The organism is Streptomyces sp. NPDC059850 (genome assembly GCF_042731515.1).
Taxonomy (GTDB): Bacteria; Actinomycetota; Actinomycetes; order Streptomycetales; family Streptomycetaceae; genus Streptomyces.
The window spans coordinates 111,829-127,372 of sequence record NZ_JBHWJI010000022.1 but is presented as its reverse complement, the minus strand read 5'-3'; the positions used below and the strand labels follow the sequence as shown (position 1 = coordinate 127,372).

The 15,544-nt window shown below is 72.9% G+C and carries 13 protein-coding genes; all 13 read left to right on the top strand.

Going from position 1 to position 15,544, the window contains the following annotated elements:
• Positions 1-127 precede the first annotated feature (127 nt).
• The 13 genes from ACFV9T_RS20400 (at position 128) to ACFV9T_RS20340 (ending at position 15,451) form a co-directional block, all read left to right on the top strand.
• Positions 128-1,783, top strand: coding sequence for a CTP synthase (locus ACFV9T_RS20400; RefSeq protein WP_385442211.1), 1,656 nt, complete (start codon positions 128-130; stop codon positions 1,781-1,783).
• Between the two features lie 88 nt (positions 1,784-1,871).
• Positions 1,872-2,498, top strand: a complete 627-nt coding sequence (locus ACFV9T_RS20395) for an NUDIX domain-containing protein (protein WP_385442209.1) — start codon at positions 1,872-1,874, stop codon at positions 2,496-2,498.
• A gap of 682 nt (positions 2,499-3,180) precedes the next feature.
• Positions 3,181-5,202 (top strand): tetratricopeptide repeat protein, encoded by a 2,022-nt coding sequence (locus ACFV9T_RS20390; RefSeq protein ID WP_385442207.1) that lies wholly within the window; start codon positions 3,181-3,183, stop codon positions 5,200-5,202.
• 263 nt (positions 5,203-5,465) lie between these two features.
• The gene (gene ald, locus ACFV9T_RS20385; protein ID WP_385442206.1) at positions 5,466-6,581 is read left to right on the top strand and encodes an alanine dehydrogenase; all 1,116 of its coding nucleotides are present in this window, start codon (positions 5,466-5,468) and stop codon (positions 6,579-6,581) included.
• Positions 6,582-7,124: 543 nt separating this feature from the next.
• Positions 7,125-8,141, top strand: a complete 1,017-nt coding sequence (locus tag ACFV9T_RS20380; RefSeq protein WP_385442265.1) for a ParA family protein — start codon at positions 7,125-7,127, stop codon at positions 8,139-8,141.
• A complete protein-coding gene (locus tag ACFV9T_RS20375) occupies positions 8,126-8,743 on the top strand; it encodes a hypothetical protein (protein WP_385442203.1) in 618 nt (205 codons plus the stop codon). Before ACFV9T_RS20380 ends, ACFV9T_RS20375 begins: the two co-directional genes overlap by 16 nt.
• A gap of 636 nt (positions 8,744-9,379) precedes the next feature.
• Entirely contained in the window at positions 9,380-10,633 is a 1,254-nt protein-coding gene (locus ACFV9T_RS20370) for a segregation/condensation protein A (RefSeq protein ID WP_385442263.1), read from the top strand.
• Entirely contained in the window at positions 10,630-11,298 is a 669-nt protein-coding gene (gene scpB / locus ACFV9T_RS20365) for an SMC-Scp complex subunit ScpB (RefSeq protein WP_385442201.1), read from the top strand. The genes ACFV9T_RS20370 and scpB overlap by 4 nt, the downstream gene beginning before the upstream one ends.
• Positions 11,298-12,368, top strand: coding sequence for a pseudouridine synthase (locus ACFV9T_RS20360; protein WP_385442199.1), 1,071 nt, complete (start codon positions 11,298-11,300; stop codon positions 12,366-12,368). Before scpB ends, ACFV9T_RS20360 begins: the two co-directional genes overlap by 1 nt.
• Before the next feature lie 129 nt (positions 12,369-12,497).
• Positions 12,498-12,860, top strand: coding sequence for a chorismate mutase (gene aroH / locus ACFV9T_RS20355; protein WP_385442198.1), 363 nt, complete (start codon positions 12,498-12,500; stop codon positions 12,858-12,860).
• Entirely contained in the window at positions 12,857-13,942 is a 1,086-nt protein-coding gene (locus ACFV9T_RS20350) for a prephenate dehydrogenase (protein WP_385442197.1), read from the top strand. Before aroH ends, ACFV9T_RS20350 begins: the two co-directional genes overlap by 4 nt.
• 118 nt (positions 13,943-14,060) lie before the next feature.
• Positions 14,061-14,765: a (d)CMP kinase gene (gene cmk, locus ACFV9T_RS20345; protein ID WP_385442195.1), complete on the top strand. Its 705-nt coding sequence runs from the start codon at positions 14,061-14,063 to the stop codon at positions 14,763-14,765.
• Complete coding sequence (locus tag ACFV9T_RS20340; protein ID WP_385442194.1) at positions 14,762-15,451, top strand: lysophospholipid acyltransferase family protein; 690 nt, start codon at positions 14,762-14,764, stop codon at positions 15,449-15,451. The genes cmk and ACFV9T_RS20340 overlap by 4 nt, the downstream gene beginning before the upstream one ends.
• The last annotated feature ends 93 nt before the right edge of the window (positions 15,452-15,544 follow it).

Genomic DNA, 15,544 nt, shown 5'->3' with positions numbered 1-15,544 from the left:
TGGAGCGGCGGGCACAAAACCCCCGAACCTCAGCGACGGCGCCCCCGAGAAATCGGGGCGGCGGCCGGACCGCACCCCCTCACGACGCGACCACGGGAGCCCCCTTTTGGCCATTGCCGCTAAGCCCATGACGACCAAGCACCTCTTCGTCACCGGGGGTGTCGCTTCTTCACTCGGCAAGGGCCTGACCGCCTCCAGCCTCGGTGCGCTCCTCAAGGCGCGGGGTCTGCGGGTCACCATGCAGAAGCTCGACCCGTACCTGAACGTCGACCCGGGCACGATGAACCCGTTCCAGCACGGTGAGGTGTTCGTCACCAACGACGGCGCCGAGACCGACCTGGACATCGGCCACTACGAGCGGTTCCTCGACGTCGACCTCGACGGCTCCGCCAACGTGACCACCGGCCAGGTCTACTCCAGCGTGATCGCCAAGGAGCGGCGCGGGGAGTACCTGGGCGACACCGTGCAGGTCATCCCGCACATCACCAACGAGATCAAGCACCGCATCCGGCGCATGGCCACCGATGACGTCGACGTCGTCATCACCGAGGTCGGCGGGACCGTCGGCGACATCGAGTCGCTGCCCTTCCTGGAGGCCGTCCGCCAGGTCCGCCACGAGGTCGGCCGGGACAACGTCTTCGTGACGCACATCTCCCTGCTGCCGTACATCGGCCCGTCCGGCGAGCTGAAGACCAAGCCGACCCAGCACTCGGTCGCCGCCCTGCGCAACATCGGTATCCAGCCGGACGCCATCGTGCTGCGCGCCGACCGCGAGGTCCCCACCTCCATCAAGCGCAAGATCTCGCTGATGTGTGACGTGGACGACGCGGCGGTGGTGGCCGCCATCGACGCCAAGTCGATCTACGACATCCCGAAGGTGCTGCACTCCGAGGGGCTGGACGCCTATGTCGTCCGCAAGCTGGACCTGCCCTTCCGTGATGTGGACTGGACCCAGTGGGACGACCTGCTGAAGCGGGTCCACCAGCCCGACCACGAGGTCACGGTCGCGCTCGTCGGCAAGTACATCGACCTGCCCGACGCCTATCTGTCCGTCACCGAGGCGCTGCGCGCGGGCGGGTTCGCCAACAACGCCCGAGTGAAGATCAAGTGGGTCACGTCCGACGACTGCAAGACGGCCGCCGGTGCCCGGCAGCAGCTGGCGGACTGCGACGCGGTCTGCATCCCCGGCGGCTTCGGCGACCGGGGCGTCATCGGCAAGGTCGGCGCGATCACCTACGCCCGCGAGAACAAGATCCCGCTGCTGGGGCTGTGTCTCGGCCTCCAGTGCATCGTCATCGAGGCCGCGCGGAACCTGGCGGGCATCTCGGGCGCCAACTCCACCGAGTTCGAACCGGCCGCCACCGATCCGGTGATCTCCACCATGGCCGAGCAGCTGGACATCGTCGCGGGCGAGGGCGACATGGGCGGCACCATGCGGCTGGGCATGTACCCGGCCAAGCTCGCCGAGGGCTCGATCGTCCGCGAGGTCTACGACGACCAGCCGTACGTCGAGGAGCGCCACCGCCACCGCTACGAGGTCAACAACTCGTACCGCGGTGAGCTGGAGAAGAAGGCCGGGCTGGTCTTCTCGGGCACCTCCCCCGACAACAAGCTGGTCGAGTACGTCGAGTTCCCGCGCGAGGTCCACCCGTACCTCGTCGGCACCCAGGCCCACCCGGAGCTGCGCTCCCGGCCGACCCGCCCGCACCCGCTCTTCGCGGGTCTGGTGAAGGCGGCAGTCGAGCGACTGACCGCTGGTGAGGGGCCGTCCGCCGGAGCCTGACCGATACGGTTGACGGGGGAAGCGGACGGCCTTGAGCGGCCCGCTTCCCCCGGCCACCCGCACGCGGAAAGGACGCTGAGGCAGCGCAATGGGCATCCAGGACACCCCCGAGGAGTGGCGGACCGTCGCCACCGCCACGCCGTTCACCGGCAACAAGACGAGCGTGCGCACCGACGAGGTCGTCATGCCCGACGGCTCCACGGTCACCCGCGACTACCAGGTCCACCCCGGCTCCGTCGCCGTCCTGGCCCTCGACGACGCGGGCCGCGTCATCGTGCTGCGCCAGTACCGCCACCCGGTCCGCCACCGCCTCTGGGAGATCCCGGCCGGTCTCCTCGACATCCCCGGCGAGAACCCCCTGCACGCCGCGCAGCGCGAGCTGTACGAGGAGGCGCACGTCAAGGCCGAGGACTGGCGGGTGCTGGTGGACGTCTACACCACGCCCGGCGGCTGCGACGAGGCCGTACGGGTCTTCCTCGCCCGGGAGATCTCGGCGGCGGACGGCGAGCGGTACGAGGTCTCCGAGGAGGAGGCCGACATGGAGCTGGCCCGGGTACCGCTGGACGAGCTGGTGCGGCTCGTACTCGCCGGTGCCCTGCACAACAACTGCCTCGCGGTGGGCGTCCTCGCCCTGCACGCCGCGCTGACGGGCGACGGCGCGGAGGCCTTGCGCCCGGCGGACGCTCCCTGGCCCGCCCGCCCCTTCGAGGCGTAGCCGCCGGGGCCGTCGCGGGGGCTCCGCGAGGTGGGCGGGTGCGCGGGCGCTGGGTGGGTGGTGCCGGTGCGGGGCCTCCGGGGCAGGGCCCTGGACCGTCTATTTACGGCGCCGCTGAGGCGGAGCGTGGGGTGAACGCGGGGCGATTGGCGCCACAAATACACGTGGTGTCCAGGACCCCACCCCTGCGACCCCGCCCCTCCCGCCGTCGGCGGCCGCCGGTCCTCGAACCTCAGCGGGCCTGCGCCCCGGGCACCTTCTGCCGTCGGCGGCCGCCGGTCCTCGAACCCCAGCGGGGCTGCGCCCCTGCACCTCCCGCCGCCGGTCCTCGAACGCCAGCGGGCCTGCGGTCCTGCGCCTCCTGCCGTCGGTGGCTACTTGTCGGTGGCATCGGCGGGCCCGGTTCGCTGGTCGTCGGGTCCCAGCCCCGGGCGCCCGTTACGCGGGGGCAGGTGACCCTGTTGGTCGGGGTTCAGGGGCGGAGCCCATGGTTCGGGAAGGGGCGGGGTGGGGGACGGCCCGCCGCAGGCGTAGCCATCCTCGGACCATCCGATGGGGTGATTTTCGGTCCGCGTCACCGGCCCGGAGTGCCCGGGAGCTGACGTGCAGTGAACTACGCTCGTACGAACCCTGACCGCAGCCGCGGCGGGCTCGTATGCGCAGGTGGACGGGAGTGGGGCCCGTGGCGGAGCAGGCGGTCGACACCGACGGGGAGCCCCTGGGCGAACCCGCGGACGGGGATGCGGACGGCGTGCCTCCGGCCCGTGGCGCAGCCGACGGCGGGGTGTGGAGCGGCGCGACGCGCGCGGTGCTGTTCGCGGCCGCCGCCACCGTGGGCCGGGGGTTCGCGGGCCGCCGCCGGGAGCTGCTGGCGCTGCGGGCCGACATCGACCGCGCCGGGCTGGACACGATCGCGGGCCGCAAGGCCGCCCGCAGCCGGGTGCTGCTCATCGCGGGGCGGCCCGGCTGGGGCCGTACCGCGCTGGCCGAGGAGCTGGCCCGGCGGCTGGCGGACGACTACCCCGACGGGGTGCTCCAGGCCCGGCTGATGACGTCGTCCGGGGACCCCGTCCCCACCGAGCGCACCGCCCGCGACCTGCTCGTACGGCTCGGCGTGACCGCCCCGCCCGGGGCGGACGAGGACGAGCTGGGCGAGATGCTCCGCGACGCGCTGGACGGCAAGCGGGTCCTGCTGCTGCTCGACGACGTGGCGGGCGCCGAGCAGGTGGACGCACTGTTGCCGGACGCACCCGACTGCCTGGTCATCGCGGTCTCGCGGGGCCCGCTGACCGGCGTACCGGACGTCCGCCCGTGCACCGTCGGCGGGCTGGACGTGAGCGCGGCGGTCGGGCTGCTCGCGCAGTCCGCCGGGCCCACCCGGATCACCGTCGACCCGGTGGCCGCGCAGACCCTGGTCGAGGAGTGCGCGGGTATGCCCGCCGCGCTCGTGCTCGTCGGCGGCTGGCTCGCCGCCCGGCCCAAGGCCTCCGTGGCCGACGTCATCGAGCGGCTGCGCGAACTGCCGCCGTCCGACGGGGACGTGGACCGCGGCGCCCGCCCGCTGGCCCGCGCCTTCCGGCTGGCGTACGGCTCGCTGCCCCCGGCCGCCGCCCGGATGCTGCGGCTGCTGGCGCTCGCGCCCGCCGGAAGCGCCGACGCGCACACCGCGTCCGCCCTGGCCGGATGCTCGGTGGCGGACGGCCAGGCGGCACTGGAGGGCTTCGCCGGGTACGGGATGCTGCGGCCGCGCGAGAACGGCCGGTACGAGCTGCCCGGCTGCCTCGACCCGCTGCTGCGCCGCCTGCTGGAGGCGACGGAGCGTCCGGCGGAGGTGGAGCTGGCCCGGGCCCGGATGCTGGAGCGCACCGTACGGCAGCTGTACGCGTGCAGGCTGGCCACCGAGCCGCCGGACTCCCCGGCCCGCAAGAAGCTGACGGCGCTGCCGGGGTCGCTGCGGTTTTCGTCGTCGGCGGAGGCGGGGGAGTGGCTGGAGAGCCGGTTGCCCACGCTGGTCGAGGCCGCCCGGGTGGCCGTCGAGGCCGGTGAGGTCGACACCCTCGCCCGGCGGCTGGTGGCCGCGCTCACCCACGCGCTGACCGCGCACCGGGGCGCCGAGGGCGCGGCGCCCGAACTGTACGGACTCCACCAGCTGGTGCTGGACGTGGCCCGGCGCCGCGACCTGCTGGTGGAACGGGCGGCGGCGCTGCTGAACCTGGGCGACCTGGACGCGGGCGCGGGCCGCGTCGACACCGCGCTCGCCCGCTACAAGGGCGCGCTGGAGGCGGCCCGCGCGGCGGACGATCCGTACACGACCGGGCGCGCCCTGGAATCCATCGGCGGGACGTACCAGGAGCTGGAGGACTGGAGCCGGGCCGCCGACTGGTACGGCCGCGCCCTGGAACTGCGGCTGAGCCGCCGCGACCTGGCCGCCGAGGCCCGGCTCTACGCCCGGCTGGGCACCGTACGCGGCTACGCGGGCCGCTGGGCCGAGGCGCTGCGCGACTGGCGGGCCGCCGCGGCCGCCTGCCGCCGGGCCGGGGACCTGGCGGGATACGCGCGGGCGCTGAGCGGCACGGCGAAGGCCCAGGAGAAGACGGGGCGGTCGAAGGAGGCGCTGCGCAGTTGGTCGGACGCGGCCGCGGCGGCGCGGCGGGCGGACGAGTGGGCCAGGTCTCAGCGGTCCCAGCGAGGTGAGAAGACATGACGCCGCGGGGCCACGAACCCCGGGATTGAGGGGAGATCGCCAGTCGACCTACGAAATCAGTGGTGGTCTCGCAAAAGATTGAAGCAATGCAAGGCTAGACAGCGCGACGTCCTTCATTACACTGGCTGTACCCGCGGTCGCCGCGGTTACCTCGGCATGCGGACATGTTCCGTTTTGCTGACCTATGGCCGGTTCCGGCCGGTCTATGGCCGGTTGTGGCCGGTCACACCCTTAGCCCCCACAGATCAAGGACCGTGATCGACGTGAAGGTCGGTATCCCCCGCGAGGTCAAGAACAACGAGTTCCGTGTGGCCATCACCCCCGCAGGCGTGCACGAGCTGGTACGAGGCGGCCACGAGGTCTTCGTGGAGCAGAGCGCCGGTCTGGGCTCCTCCATCACCGACGAGGAGTACATCGCCGCCGGAGCCGGCATCCTCGCCACCGCCGACGAGGTCTGGGCCACCGCCGACCTGCTGCTGAAGGTCAAGGAGCCGATCGCCGAGGAGTACCACCGGCTCCGCAAGGACCAGACGCTCTTCACCTACCTCCACCTCGCCGCCTCCCGCGCCTGCACCGACGCGCTGCTGGAGTCCGGCACCACCGCCATCGCGTACGAGACCGTCGAGGCCGCGAACCGCACGCTGCCGCTGCTCGCTCCGATGTCCGAGGTCGCGGGCCGGATCGCGCCGCAGGTGGGCGCGTACCACCTGATGCGGTCGGCCGGCGGCCGCGGCGCGCTGCCCGGCGGCGTGCCCGGCGTGGCCGCCGCCCGCGCGGTCGTCATCGGCGGTGGCGTCTCCGGCTGGAACGCCGCGCAGATCGCCATCGGCATGGGCTTCCACGTGACCCTGCTCGACAAGGACATCAACAAGCTGCGCGAGGCCGACCGGATCTTCGGCAACAAGGTGCAGACCATCGCCTCCAACGCCTACGAGCTGGAGAAGGCGGTCCTCGACGCCGACCTCGTCATCGGAGCGGTGCTCATCCCCGGTGCCAAGGCGCCCAAGCTGGTCACCAACGAGCTGGTGTCCCGCATGAAGCCGGGAAGTGTCCTTGTCGACATCGCGATCGACCAGGGCGGCTGCTTCGAGGACTCCCGCCCCACCACCCACGCCGAGCCGACCTTCACGGTCCACAACTCGGTCTTCTACTGCGTCGCCAACATGCCGGGCGCGGTGCCCAACACCTCCACCCACGCGCTCACCAACGCGACGCTCCCGTACATCGTCGAGCTGGCCAATCGCGGCTGGCGGGAGGCGATTCGCCGGGACGCCGCGCTGGCCAAGGGGCTCAACACCCATGAGGGAGAGGTCGTCTACGGGCCGGTCGCCGAGGCCCACGGGCTGCCCTCGGTCGAACTGGCCTCGCTGATCGGCTGAGGCCGCGAGACCGGTCAACTCCGGGCGACGGCGGGTCAACGCGCGCCGTCAACATCAGGTCAACACCGGGCATCCGGCCGGGTCTTGCCGAGGGGCGGGACCCGGCCGCCGGTCTGTCCGGTACGCCCCGGATCAGGCCCGACGGGGGCGTCGGCCAACTCGCCCTGAATGTAACTATCCAGACGCTTTGGGGGGTGGTGAAATCTCCGCGGCGCCGCCCATACGCCCTTGACATCGGGGTGTTCGATTGCCGACACATCGTGCCGTGTCCGGTGGATTGTGTTGCTGAGGACCGCCGACACGCCATAGAGTCGCCAACCGTCGGCATGGTGTCACGCTGACCTATAGAGAAATTTCCTGGTCACCAAGGAGGTAGGACGACTTGTGAATGAGTCGACATTTTCTCCCGGGGGTGGTCAACCAGGACCGGCTGCGCGGGGCCAGGGGCCCTCGGGGCTCGAGGCTGTCGGCTCCGTCGCTGTCCGTACCTTCGCAACCCACCAGAGCGTGACGAGCATGACGACAGCCCACCAGAGCCACAGCATGGACGGCCATCACGTGAACGCCATGGCCGGCGACCAGGGGGGCAACGAACCCGCCCGCTTCGCCGACTACGACGACCTGCCCGAAGGGCACTTCTACGACCCGGACGCGGAGTACGAGCCCGACCCCGAGTACGCGGCCACTCTCGCCCCCGACGCGGCCCGCCAGCGGCGCGAGCGCATCGGCCCCACCGGCCGTCCGCTCCCGTACTTCCCGATCCCGGGACCGCTGACCGACCACGGCCCCGCGAAGATCATCGCGATGTGCAACCAAAAGGGCGGCGTCGGCAAGACCACCTCCACCATCAACCTGGGCGCGGCGCTCGCCGAGTACGGCCGCCGGGTGCTGCTCGTCGACTTCGACCCGCAGGGCGCGCTGTCGGTCGGCCTCGGGGTCAACCCCATGGAGCTGGACCTCACCGTCTACAACCTGCTCATGGAGCGGGGCATGTCGGCCGACGAGGTGCTGCTGAAGACGGCCGTGCCCAATATGGACCTGCTACCCAGCAATATCGACTTGTCGGCCGCCGAGGTGCAGCTCGTCAGCGAGGTGGCCCGCGAGTCGACCCTGCAGCGGGCGCTCAAGCCGCTGATGGCGGACTACGACTACATCGTCATCGACTGCCAGCCCTCGCTCGGCCTGCTCACCGTCAACGCGCTCACCGCGGCGCACAAGGTGATCGTGCCGCTGGAGTGTGAGTTCTTCGCGCTGCGTGGTGTGGCGTTGCTCACGGAGACCATCGAGAAGGTCCAGGAGCGGCTCAACCCCGACCTGGAGCTCGACGGCATCCTCGCCACGATGTACGACTCGCGCACCGTGCACAGCCGTGAGGTCCTCGCCCGGGTGGTCGAGGCGTTCGACAACCACGTCTACCACACGGTCATCGGCCGTACGGTCCGCTTCCCGGAGACCACGGTCGCCGGTGAGCCGATCACCACGTACGCGTCCAACTCCGTCGGTGCCGCCGCCTATCGCCAGCTCGCCAGGGAGGTGCTCGCCCGGTGTCACGCCGAGTGAGTCTGCCGGGAGCCGACGAACTGTTCCGCACCACCGGGGGGATGGGGCTCCAGTCCTCCTCGCCCGCGTCCGGCCGCCGCCAGGCGAACGGCGAGGCACCGCGGGTGCCCGCCCCCGCCACCGAGTCCGACCCGGTCGGCGAGGCGGCGCCGGGCGGCGCACCGGCCGACGGCGGCGAGCGCGGCGAGCAGTCCGGCGCGGCGGAGCACACGGGCCGCGAGACCGCCCCCCAGGACGCGGTCGGCGGCCGCCCGGCGGCCGCCGGGGCCGGGACCGGGGCCCCGGCCGGGGAGCGGACCGCCAAGGGCCGCCAGGCGTCCGACGGTACGTCCCCGCCCGCCCAGGGCGGCCCCGCCCGCCGCCGCTCCCGCGCGGCCAACCGGCGCCCCAGCGGGCGCGAGCGCCACGACGAGAAGATCACGGTCTATGTCTCCGCCGAGGAGCTGATGGACCTCGAACACGCGCGGCTGGTGCTCCGGGGCGAACACGGACTCGCGGTCGACCGCGGCCGGATCGTCCGCGAAGCGGTCGCGGTCGTCCTCGCCGACCTGGAGTCGCGCGGCGACGCGAGCATTCTGGTGCGCCGCCTGCGCGGCCGCTGACGGGCCGGGCGATAACCTGCCCCGATCGCGGGCTGACCGCCCGGCCCCCTAGCACCCCGGACCGCGATGCCGACGAACGACCCGCAGGACCCGCCGTCCCGCCGCCGCCCCCTGGGCCGAGGCCCGGGCGCCGCCCCGGCCGCCGCGGCGCCGACCGGTGAGCCGGACCGGTCCGCCGGACCGGGCGACGAGCGCACACCACCCGAGGCCGCCGGTTCGCCCCTGTCCGCCCCAGCGGAAGACCGCAGCTCCGCCCCCACGGCGGCAGCGGCCGGACCCCGGCCCGCAGCGGGATCGCCGCCCGAGGCGGACACGGGAGCGCCGGGCCGTTCCGGCCCCCCAGGCTGTGCTGCCGGGGCCGCCGGGAGCGCCGCCCAGGCCGCTCCGGACGCGCGGGAGGCTGAGGCCCGTAACGACGCCGCCGCGCCGGTGCCAGTGGCTGAGCCGGACGCGCTGGCCCCGCCACCTGGAGTCGGGGCACGGGACGCCGGTGCGGCAGCGGACGAGGCGCGCGGCGCTGCGCCCCCGGGTGCCGAGGCCCCCGGCGCCGCTTCTGTTCCGCCGCCCGGCGGCGACGCGGACACAGCAGAAGCCCACGGCGCTCCGCCCGCGCGGGGCGACGCGGCACCCCAGCGTGTGCCGGGCCGTGGCGAGGACGCGCTGCCCGGCCCGGCCACGGACGAGGGCCGGGGCGCTGCGGTCCCGGGGACGCGGCAAGGCGAGGGCGCCGCGCACCAGCCGAGGACGGAGCCCGCGCCGGGCGACGGGTCCTCCGAGGGTCAGGTCCGCCCGCAGGCCGAGAGCGTGGGGGCGCCGCACGAAACCGGCCATGGGCCGTCCGAAGCGGGCCCGTCGGAGGGGTCCGCCGGGGAGTCCGAGCCCGCGCACGAGCGGGCGCAGGGCGAGGACGGGGCGGACGAGGGCGCTGCCCGGGGCCACGGAGCGCCGCCCGATGGCGGCGGGGCGGCCGAAGACGGCGAGACCGCCGGAAACCAGGCAGCCGCCGAAGATGGGGAAGCCGCCCGGGACGGCGAGGCGGCCGGAGACCAGGACGCCGCCGAGGATGGCGGCAACGTCTTCACCGTGCGGCTGGACAACTTCGAGGGGCCCTTCGACCTGCTCCTCCAGCTGATCTCCAAGCACAAGCTGGACGTCACCGAGGTCGCCCTCTCCAAGGTCACCGACGAGTTCATGGCGCACATCCGGGCCATGGGGCCGGACTGGGACCTCGACCAGACCACCGAGTTCCTCGTCGTCGCGGCGACCCTGCTGGACCTCAAGGCGGCCCGGCTGCTGCCCGCCGCCGAGGTGGAGGACGAGGCGGACCTCGCGCTGCTGGAGGCCCGGGACCTGCTGTTCGCCCGGCTGCTCCAGTACCGCGCGTACAAGGAGATCGCGGACATCTTCCACGACCGGCTCGTCGAAGAGTCCCGCCGCTACCCCCGCACGGTAGGCCTGGAGCCGCACCACGCCGAGCTGCTGCCCGACGTCGTCATCCGCGTCGGCCCGGAGGGGTTCGCGAAGCTGGCCGTCAAGGCGATGCAGGCCAAGCCCAAGCCGCAGGTGTACGTCGACCACATCCACGCGCCGCTGGTGAGCGTGCGGGAGCAGGCGGACGTGGTGGTGGGGCGGCTGCGGGAGCTGGGGGAAGCCAGTTTCGCGACGCTCACCGAGGACGCGCCGGACACGCTCACCGTCGTGGCCCGCTTCCTGGCCCTGCTGGAGCTGTACCGGGAGCGCGCGATCCTGCTCGACCAGCCGGAGGCGCTGGGCGCGCTCATGGTGCGCTGGACGGGCGCGGAGGACGGACAGCGGCCGCTGGTCACCGACGAGTTCGACCAGGAGGCCCGGCCAGCGGCCGATACCGAGAAGCAGGAGGTACGGACATGAGCGAGCCGGTCATCGAAGACGCGGCCGAGACCGAGCCCTCGGAGGTCGCGGCGCTCGACCTCAAGCCCGCGCTGGAAGCCGTCCTCATGGTCGTGGACGAACCCGCCACCGAGGAACACCTCGCCAAGGTGCTGGACCGCCCGCGCCGCGCGGTCGCGGACGCGCTGCGGGAGCTGGCGGACGAGTACGTGGCGCAGGGGCGCGGCTTCGAGCTGCGGCTGGTCGCGGGCGGTTGGCGCTACTACACCCGGCCCGCCTTCGCCGCGGCCGTCGAGGGCTTCGTCCTGGACGGCCAGCACGCCCGGCTCACCCAGGCCGCTTTGGAAACCCTCGCGGTGGTCGCGTACCGTCAGCCGGTCAGCCGTTCTCGCGTCTCCGCCGTCCGTGGCGTCAACTGCGATGGCGTGATGCGCACCCTCCTGCAGCGCGGACTGGTGGAGGAGGCGGGCACGGAACCCGAATCAGGTGCGATCCTGTACAGGACGACGAACTACTTCCTGGAGCGGATGGGCCTGCGCGGCCTGGACGAGCTTCCGGAGCTGGCACCGTTCCTCCCCGAGGTGGACGCGGTCGAGGGCGAGTCCCAGGAGGGCGTGCCGTCGTTCGACCCGGACGCTCCGGACACAGACGTACACGACAGCAGCCACTCTCAGACGGAAACTTGATGCGAAGCAGCGGCAGGAACAGCAGGGGCAGCGGTAGCGGCGGCGGCAGCGGTAGCGGCAGCGGCGGCGGCAAGAACTACCGGGGGGCCGGGAACGGGCGCGACGACAAGCCGAAGCGCACCGGTCGCCCACGCCCCGAGGAGCGCCGTCACGACGCGGGCGCCCCGAAGCAGAGCGGCCCCGGCCCCCGTGGCGGGGCGGCCAAGAGCGGCGCCCCCAAGGGCACCGGCGGCCGCCGTAAGCCGACCGCCCCGGCCCGTCCGCGCGAGTACGAGGCCCAGATAGAGGAGCGGAACCGGGCCCGCCACAACAAGCCGCAGACCAAGCTGCCCAAGACCTTCGGCGAGCAGGACGGCGAGCGGCTGCAGAAGGTCCTGGCCCGCGCGGGCATGGGCTCGCGCCGCGCCTGCGAGGACCTGATCGACCAGGCCCGGGTCGAGGTCAACGGCAAGATCGTCACCGAGCAGGGGCTGCGCGTCGACCCGGAGAAGGACGAGATCAAGGTCGACGGGCTGACCGTCGCGACCCAGTCGTACCTCTTCTTCGCGCTGAACAAGCCCGCCGGTGTGGTCTCCACCATGGAGGACCCGGACGGCCGCCAGTGCCTCGGTGACTACGTCACCAACCGCGAGACCCGGCTCTTCCACGTCGGCCGCCTCGACACCGAGACCGAGGGCATCATCCTGCTCACCAACCACGGCGAGCTGGCCCACCGCCTCACCCACCCCCGCTACGGCGTCCAGAAGTCCTACCTCGCCGCCATCCAGGGCCCCCTGCCGCGCGACCTCGGCAAGCAGCTCAAGAACGGCATCGAGCTGGAGGACGGCTACGCCCGCGCGGACCACTTCAAGGTGGTCCAGAACACCGGCAAGAACTACCTCGTCGAGGTCACCCTCCACGAGGGCCGCAAGCACATCGTCCGCCGCATGCTCTCCGAGGCGGGCTTCCCGGTCGACAAACTGGTCCGCACCTCCTTCGGCCCCATCGCCCTGGGCGACCAGAAGTCCGGCTGGCTCCGCCGCCTCACCAACACCGAGGTCGGCATGCTGATGCGCGAGGTGGACCTCTAAAGGCTCCGGTCGGGACGCGTGAGCGGGGGCTCGGTGGGGCTGGTTAGGCTGATGGGGGACATGTCCGCGCGTGGGACAGAGGCGTAGGACACGCGCGGCACAGGCACAGCACGCGCAGGGAGCACAGACGTGGCGGTACGAGCGGTCCGCGGGGCGGTTCAGCTGGAGCGGGATGAAGCGGGGCATATGCGGGAGCAGGTGTCCGAGCTGATGACCGCCATCCTGGAGCGCAACAGCCTGGTGCCGGACGACCTGATCAGCGTCTGGTTCACCGCCACGCCCGATCTGCACAGCGACTTCCCCGCGGTCGCCGCGCGCAAGCTCGGGATCACCGACGTACCGCTGATCTGTGCGCAGGAGCTGGACATCGCGGGGGCCATGCCGCGGGTCGTCCGGATACTCGCGCATGTCGAGACCGACCTCGCCAAGACCGACGTCGCCCATGTCTACCTGGGCGCCGCGGCGGCCCTCCGCAAGGACATCGCCCAGTGAGAACAGCCCTCGTCATCGGCACCGGACTGATCGGTACCTCCGCCGCGCTCACCCTCGCGGGCCGCGGTATCCACGTCCACCTCGCCGACCACGACGCGGACGCGGCGCGGACCGCGGCGGCGCTCGGTGCCGGGACGCAGGACGAGCCGGACGGGCCGGTGGACCTGGCGATCGTCGCCGTACCGCCCGCGTATGTGGCCCGGACGGTGGCCGATGTGCTGCGCCGGGGCGTGGCGCGGGCCGCTCTGGACGTGGCCAGCGTCAAGGGCGGGCCGCGCCGGGAGCTGGAGGAACTGGGCTGTGACCTGACCCGGTACATCGGTACGCATCCGATGGCCGGGCGGGAGCGCTCCGGGCCGCTGGCCGCGACGGCGGACCTGTTCGAGGGTCGGCCGTGGGTGCTCACGCCCGGCGCCGACACCGACACCGAAGTGCTCAATCTCGCACTCGAACTGGTCGCACTCTGTCGCGCCGTCCCCGTGGTGATGGACGCCGACGCGCACGACCGGGCCGTGGCGCTCGTCTCGCACACCCCGCACCTGCTCTCCAGCATGGTCGCGGCGCGGCTGCGGGACGCCGACGAGACCGCCGTGCGCCTCTGTGGCCAGGGCATCCGCGATGTGACCCGGATCGCGGCCTCCGACCCCGCGATGTGGATCGACATCCTGTCCGCCAACCCCGGCCCGGTCGCCGACGTGCTCGCCGCCGTCGCCGCCGACCTGGACGAGACGGTACGGGCGCTGCGCGCGCTCCAGTCGGCCGACGACGCCAAGCGCGGCGGGGGAGCGGCCGGGATCGAGGACGTGCTGCGCCGGGGCAACGCCGGGCGCGAGCGGGTGCCGGGCAAGCACGGCGCCGCCTCGGCCGTCTATGAGACCGTGACGGTGCTCATCGGCGACCAGCCGGGCGAGCTGGCCCGGATCTTCGCCGACGCGGGCCGGGCGGGCGTCAACATCGAGGACGTACGGATCGAGCACGCCACCGGACAGCAGGCGGGCCTGATCCAGTTGATGGTGGAGCCCGCCGCCGCCCCCGGTCTGACCAAGGCCCTCCGCGAGCGTGGCTGGTCCATCCGTCAGTGACAACCGGCGGTGACATCCGGCGGTGACCGGGCGCCCCGGATGAGCCAGTAACCTTGTCCGGGGCTCTCACCAAGCTCCGTTCAACCCAGCCCCGTGCATACGAAAGGTGTCTGTCACCGTGGAAACCGCCGCCCGGACCGCCCCGGCAGCAGTGATTGTCGCGATCGACGGCCCCGCAGGCACGGGCAAGTCCAGTACGTCCAAGGCCGTCGCGGCCAAGCTCGGCCTCGGCTACCTGGACACCGGCGCCCAGTACCGGGCGATCACCTGGTGGATGGTGAACAACGGCATCGACGTCGAGGACGCCGTCGCCGTGGCCGACGCCGCCCGCAAGCCGGTCATCGTCTCCGGCACCGACCCGGCCGCCCCCACGATCAGGGTCGACGGCACCGACGTCGCCGGGCCGATCCGCACCCAGGAGGTCACCTCCCGGGTCAGCGCGGTCAGCGCGGTCCCCGAGGTGCGCACGCTGATCACCGAGCTGCAGCGGACGATCGCCACCGAGGCGCCGCGCGGCATCGTGGTCGAGGGCCGGGACATCGGCACGACCGTGCTCCCGGACGCCGACCTCAAGATCTTCCTGACCGCCTCCGCCGAGGCCCGGGCAGCCCGCCGCAGCGGTGAGCTGAAGGGCAAGGACGGCTCCGACCTGGCCGCCACCCAGGCGGCGCTCGCCAAGCGGGACGCCGCCGACTCGGGCCGCAAGGCCTCGCCGCTGGCGAAGGCGGACGACGCGGTCGAGGTCGACACCACCGACCTCACCCTCGACCAGGTCATCGAGTGCGTGGTCACGCTGGTCGAGGAGAAGCGGGCCGCCGCATGACCGCCGCAGAGCGGGCCGCCGACCCGGAGCTGCCGAGCGCTGCCGGTGCCGCCGTGGGGCGCCGGATCGGCATCGGCCTGATGTACGGGCTGTGGCGGCCGCGGGTGCTGGGCGCCTGGCGGGTCCCGTCCGCCGGTCCGGTCATCCTGGCCGGGAACCACTCCCACAACGTCGACGGCCCGATGATCATCGGCACCTCGCCCCGGCCGTCGCACTTCCTGGTCAAGAAGGAGGCGTTCGTCGGTCCGCTGGACCCGTTCATGCGCTCCGTCGGCCAGGTGAAGGTGGACCGTACGAGCGCCGACCGCACCGCGATCACCCACGCGCTGGGCCTGCTGGAGCGCGGCGGGGTGCTGGGGATCTTCCCGGAGGGCAGCCGCGGCGAGGGCGACTTCGCGTCGCTGCGCTCGGGGCTCGCGTACTTCGCCGTACGCTCCGGCGCCCCGATCGTGCCGGTGGCCGTGCTCGGCACCGGCGAGCAGTGGCGCGCCGACGGACGGCCCAGGGCGCTGCCGAGGCTGCGCAGCCGGATCGACGTGGTCTTCGGCGACCCGTTCCAGGCGGGCGACGGCAGCGGCCGGCGGACCCGGGCGGCGCTGGACGAGGCGACCGTGCTCATCCAGAAGCGTCTGGGCGAGCACCTGGAGAGCGCCAGGCGGCTCACGGGCCGCCACAACGAGACATAGACCCGCGCGCCCCCCCGGGGGCGGGGCCCAGTTGGGCGACCAGGTCAACAACACATTAAAAACCCCATACACAGCCGCGGCGGCGGACACCCA